Origin of the sequence: Bradyrhizobium sp. 31Argb, assembly GCF_043638955.1 — a bacterium.
Lineage (GTDB): Bacteria > Pseudomonadota > Alphaproteobacteria > Rhizobiales > Xanthobacteraceae > Bradyrhizobium.
Genome location: NZ_JBEGDB010000381.1, coordinates 1 through 5,912 on the forward strand (window position 1 = coordinate 1; position 5,912 = coordinate 5,912).

Below are 5,912 nucleotides of genomic sequence, written 5' to 3' on the forward strand. Positions count from 1 at the left end.
AGCTCGCGCCAAACTCGGCCGCGCCTATCCAGCCACCCCCAAAGAGTCAAAATCACTGTGATAGACCACTAGTCGCTCGCGGCGCGGGAGTTGGCCTTCTTGACCTCCTCAAGGATCTGGCTGAGGTTGTAGCTCTCCGGGGCCTGCAGCGGCGGGAACTTCTCGTAGCTGGACAGGTGCTCCAGCCACAACCGCTGACCGATCGGCAGCATGTTCCAGTCGTACTGGAAGGCGGTCGCCGGGGCGCCGAGCACGCCGCCCGTGCTCATGGCCGTCTTCTGGTCAACGCCGACAGCCTGCTCGAAGGGATCACGCTTGATGTTCTGGACCAAAGTGAAGTGGAAGGGGATGAGCGGCATGATCCAGCCGGCCGGCCCGGGCTGCGACATGGTGTAGTACATCTTCCAGTTCTTGTAGCGCACCGCCGACGGCGTTGCGCCCGAGAAGTAGAAGAAGTAGTCCCGCGCCGACTTGTCGGACTTGCCTTCGAGGTACTCGCGCTGGTCGACGCCATCGAGCGTCGTCTTGACGATGCCGGGGTACCGCCCTGCCTCGATCTGCTGCTTCAGTTCGTCGCCCTTGGGTCCGCCGGCGACGTCGACCAACGTGGGAACCCAGTCGAGCGCGGCGAACAGTTGGTTCTTGACCGTGCCTGGCTTGATGACACCGGGCCATTTGATCACCATAGGTGCGCGATAGCCGCCTTCCCAGGCCTCGCCCCTCCCTTAAACGGGGTCACGCCGCCGTCCGGGAAGGAGATCGCCTCAGCACCATTATCGGTCGTGAATACAACGATCGTATTGTTGGCTTGACCCATGTCGTCGAGCTTCTTGAGGACGACGCCGATATTGTCGTCCATCTGCTTCATGCCGGCTTCGTTGAGTCCCCAGTCCTTGCCGCCGCGCTCGCCGACCATGGCCTCGTATTTCGGCGGCAGCACGGTGACGACGTGCATGCGCGCCGGGTTGTACCAGACAAAGAATGGCTTGCCGGTCTTCTTTGGGTCATTGCGATCGAGGAAATCGACGACCTTCTCTGAAATCTCCTCGTCCACGGTCCGCGAGCGATCCAGGGTCAACGGCCCTTCGTCGCTGCACATCTGATTCTTGCTCGTGCCGTCTGAGGACTTGCACGACAGGATGTTGCGCGGGGGCGTGAGGCACAGCGTGGTCTTGGGGTCCACCGCGCCGGGCACTTCGGGCACGCCCGGGATCGGCGTATTCTTGCAGGGTGGCGCCACGGTCTGCTGCAGCGGCGTCTTGTTGATGTCAGGGAAGCTGACCTGCTGCATCGCGTCGAGATGGTAGAGATAGCCCCAGTATTCCTGGAAGCCGTGTGCCGTCGGCAGGGCATCGGTGTGGTCGCCGAGATGGTTCTTGCCGAATTCGCCGGTGGTGTAGCCGAGATCGAACAGGAACTGGGCGAGGGCCGGCGTGCCGGGCCGCAGGTAGGACGGGCTCCCCGGGAGCTGTGGCGGGATCATGCCGGTGCGCAGCGGATACATGCCAGTGAAGAACGCATTGCGGCCGGAGGTGCAGCTCTGCATCGCGACGTAGTCCATGAAGATGGCACCCTCGTTGCCGATGCGATCGATACTCGGCGTTTCGCCGACCATCAGGCCGCGGTGATAGATGCTTGGCTGCATCCATCCGATGTCGTCGCCCATGATGAAGAGGATGTTGGGTTTTTGTCCCTGCTGGGCGGAGGCAGGAATGCTTGCCACTGTCATGACGGCGCACGCCAAGACAAGAGCGCCCGAAATTGGTCGGAACATGCTCATGGTTGCTTCCTTAATTGGCGGCTGCCGAAAGCCCGGGCCGCAGCCTTCGCCCACCTCCACCCGCCGACCAACTTGGCTTTGCCGATTCATGCGAGATCGCAACCGGCAATCGGTCGGCCGCTTTGCGACGGCAAATTGCGCGAAGCGCCCTGAATGCGCTATGCACATTCGGCAGATTAAGCCTCGTCGTATACGAGGCTGAAGCTAGTGTTGGCTTCGCAGGGCTGACTATGCGCTTTCGGCGGATTACGGATCGCGTTGCAGCGTGACGGAAGGCGATTCGCCGAAGGTGGTGCGATACGTCACCGCAAAGCGCCCAAGCTCCAGGAATTGATGATTTCGCGCGACCTCCGCGACGGTGGCCATCGAAGGATCGGCACGTCGCAGTGCCGAACGAGCCTGATTCAATCGTCGCAACAAGAGATATCGTGCGGGGCTTACGCCGAGGAACTTCGCGCAACACATCCGCAGGCTGCGCTCCGGTACGCCGATCTCGGCACAAAGCGCGGGCATTTTGAGTCTTTGGTCGATGCGTTTGCTTAGGCCATCTTCGAAACGACGCATGACGGCGGCGTGATGGTGTCTTGCCTTGGAGTTGTTGTTGTCGATGTCGTCGGCGGTCAGACAATTGATGATCGCGTGAAGCAATTCCTGCTCCAGCGCTCTTGCGACCTCGGGACGCTCGATCAGTTTCCGTCCAGCCTCTGCAAGGTAGCAAGCTTCTCTGAAGAGAAGACGAAATCTTGATATATCCGCGCGGGCAGGATGGAGCAGTCTGCTCACGGGCGGCGGCGCGATTTCCCGTCCAGTCAAGGCCTTGCTGCAAGTCCTTAATTGGTCCGGCGATAAGGCTATCAAGCCCCATTGGGATGCGCCGTGGGAGCGCTGATGGGTGCTCTCGCCACGACCGTGCAAAACCATGTCGCCGTTCCGCAAGACAAGCCCGTCGGACACGAGGGACGCGGTACCGACCGGAAAAGAAAGGAATATCCGTTCGGGGGGCAGCGAAATATATGCGATGCGCGGAAGGATTTCGCGGCACCGACACAATTCCAGATGGTTCAATCTCAACCGTGTTAACCGCGCCTCGAAATCGCCGGCACCCGTTATCGTCAGATTGATACGTGCATCGCCGAATCCTGCGGCATAGCCGTCGGCGTCGCCAAACGTGAGTGTTGCGCCTTCTGCCATTTGCGCCGTCCCATCGGACCGGTGGACGGTCCGGTCTCATCGACGGAGGCAGCATCAAGCAGTCGGCCGCTGTCGGCTATGCGGGTTCGGAAGGTCAATGGTGGGGGTGGAATGTGAAGAATATGCAAATCCGGCAAGCCGGCCGATAGTCTCGACCAGGTGCTGCGACCATGGGTGTCCCCTCAGTGGAAAGACCGCGCGTAGCGTCACGGTTTTTTCGCAGGCGACCGCGCGTTTGCGATCACGCGCATCCGGTTCAGGCGAGGCCGGGCCCGGCAAAAGCAATGGTTGATGGGCGGTCGAGACGAACCCTCGGGTCCGCCGGCGGGCGCCGCAAGGTGCACGACGGCGATTCTCCGAAAAACACTCGGTAGGCAACTGAAAAGCGCCCCAGTTCCCAAAAGCCGTGGTCGGTGACGATTTGCGTCACAGTTGCCGTTGATGGGTCCGACCTCAAGAGCGCCTGCCGCACGAGATGCATTCGGCGCAAGGTGAGATAACGGATCGGTCCCATGCCCAAATGTTCCTCACAGGAGGCGCGAAGGGTGCGTTCGGCGACACCAATCGCCGCGCAGATCTCCATGAGATAAAGTGGGCGGTCGGGATTGGCCTCCAAAAACGCCTCGAACCGCGCGACGATCGCGTCATGGCGACGGCCGCCCATGGTCGTTTCCAGCACGACGCCTTCCGCGAGGCACCGGACCATGACATGCACCAGTTCGCTTTCGAGGGCACGAAGCACTTCCGGTATTGCGAGCACATCGGGAGTTTCATGGGCGAGTTGTCCGACCACTTTGTGCAGCTTCATCAGCCGCGACATCAACGCAGGATTCGGGTGAACGCTACGCTCATCCAGCCGCTTGCTGAAACCACGGCCAGCTATCGCTTCGACCGCGGCGTCGAATTCATCGGTCGGGAGGGACATCGCCCCTAAATGATAATCATGGCCGGATCGATGATGTGCAACGTCAGTTCTGTTAATGATGATGTCACCAGGCAAGACTTCCTGGCCGCAGTGCTGTAGTGGGGACGAATTGGATTCGGTGAGAAAGAGGATCGATCGCCGGTCGGGTTTGCACGCAACGTTGCTGATTTGCGGCAAAGATACAGTGAAACGCTGCATCCAAAGTTTGGTCATGCCGATCTGTGTAATCTCGGCCCAAAAATCTCCCTTCGTTGTAGGGAGTATCTCAACATCAGTAGCTTGAACGGCCGCCTGACAGGGAAACGGGTCGGTAAATCTAAGAACTCTTGCCCACGACATTGTAATAAGTCCCTGTCTGGCTCAAGCTGCCCGCAAGTTTGTGGCTGCAAGCGATGTTGGGCGATTGGGACGCGTTTCGGGCAGCTCGACCGATCGCCGCAAGGTACGCGATGGCGCCTCGCCAAACAGTGTGCGGTAGGCAACCGAAAAGCGGCCGAGTTCCCAAAAACCGTGGTCGGTGACAATCTGGGTGACGGTTCTCTTTGAATGGTCCGAGCCCAGGAGCGCGCGGTGTACGAGGTGCATTCGGCGCAGGGTGAGATAACGGATCGGCCCCATTCCCAAATGCTCTTCGCAGGAGGCGCGGAGCGTGCGCTCTGCGACGCCAATCCCCGCGCAGATTTCCGCAAGATAAAGCGGCCGGTCGGGGTTGGCCTCCAGGAATTCTTCAAAACGCGCGACGATGGCGTCGTGGCGACGGCTACCAGTTCTCGACTCTGCAGCGGCACCTTCGGCAACGCACCTCACCATCACATAAGTGAGCTCATTCTCCAGTGCCCGCCCCACTTCCGGGATTTCGAGAACATCCGGCATGTCATGAGCGAGCAGCCCAACGCTCTTGTGCAGTTTCAGCAGTCGGAGCATCGCCGCAGAATGCGGGCGGATAACTCGTTTCTGCGGCATTTCGACAAACTCGCGACCGAGTACTGCCTCGGCAGCAGCATCAAAGTCATCAGCCGCAAGAGAGATCGTACCATAGTGGAGGTTTGCGCCAGATCGTTGATGTACGACGTCGGACCTGTTCACGACGATATCGCTGGCCAAGACCTCCAGGCCACAGTGCAGGAAGGCTGTTCCATTGGGCTCGGCAAGAAAGCCAATTGATCTGCGGCCTGGCCTGACCGCGACGGTGTTAACCTGTGGCAGCGACACTCGATATCGTTGCACCAGAAGCCTGTTTATGCCGATCTGCGCAATTTCGGCATGAAAGCTTCCTTTCGCCGTCGGAAAAAGTTCGATATCCGCGGACCAAATAACTGCCTTGCACTGCGACGGATCAGATAAATCAAAAACTCTACTCCACGCCATTTCTGTTCTCCCCCGAAACAGAACTACTAATCTCTCGGGTCAACTAGGCTTACAGCAAGGAGACACAGGGAATCGGGAAGAGCGATTTCGGTCGCAAAAGAAGAGCAGGCAACGCCATCAAGTCGATTCGAGATCCGAGGCGCCGCGAAATCTCGGTTGTATTGTAGGGCCAGTATTACCTGTGGGCAACTGCGCGAATACTTGGCACAAAATGCATATCGCTCTGCAGGGTAGTCTTATGCGCTCGCACAACTGCCTGTCAGAGTTAGGAAAACAGGCCAACGCGGCTGCCTGTGCCGGAACGACCCCGCGCCGGCGGTTCTGCCGAAGATGCATAGCCGCACCCGCAGTGTAGGTCTGATTTGAATTTCAAACAGCTTCTCCGCTGTCATCGTCCGCGAAGGCGGACGATCCAGTATTCCAGAGGCACCAGTGCTTGAGCCGAGAGGCTGCCGGATACTGGATGCCCCGCCTGCGCGGGGCATGACGGTGGAGTTTAAGGAGAGGACGTGAGTCCGCGTTCTCGCGGCGCGTTGCGTCCGAGCTTTGCGTCTCGTTTCACCCTCTCATTGAGTAGAGGGCGCAGGGAAAGCCGGGTGCCGGTTGCACCCATGGGTCCCGTGCAACAAAAAGCACGGGGGTAGGACC

General features: G+C 59.6%; 3 protein-coding genes and 1 pseudogene. All 4 read right to left on the minus strand.

The window, feature by feature from the left end:
* Window positions 1–68 precede the first annotated feature (68 nt).
* The 4 genes and pseudogenes from AAFX91_RS37990 to AAFX91_RS38005 all read right to left on the minus strand — a co-directional run bounded on the left by AAFX91_RS37990 (window position 69) and on the right by AAFX91_RS38005 (window position 5,264).
* Window positions 69–1,729, minus strand: a pseudogene (locus AAFX91_RS37990) (arylsulfatase).
* 297 nt (window positions 1,730–2,026) lie between these two features.
* Window positions 2,027–2,971: a helix-turn-helix transcriptional regulator gene (locus AAFX91_RS37995; protein WP_394569909.1), complete on the minus strand. Its 945-nt coding sequence runs from the start codon at window positions 2,969–2,971 to the stop codon at window positions 2,027–2,029.
* A gap of 256 nt (window positions 2,972–3,227) precedes the next feature.
* Entirely contained in the window at window positions 3,228–4,109 is an 882-nt protein-coding gene (locus AAFX91_RS38000; RefSeq protein ID WP_165421187.1) for a helix-turn-helix domain-containing protein, read from the minus strand.
* A 147-nt stretch (window positions 4,110–4,256) separates the two neighbouring features.
* A complete protein-coding gene (locus AAFX91_RS38005; protein WP_130579791.1) occupies window positions 4,257–5,264 on the minus strand; it encodes a helix-turn-helix domain-containing protein in 1,008 nt (335 codons plus the stop codon).
* Window positions 5,265–5,912: the final 648 nt, after the last annotated feature.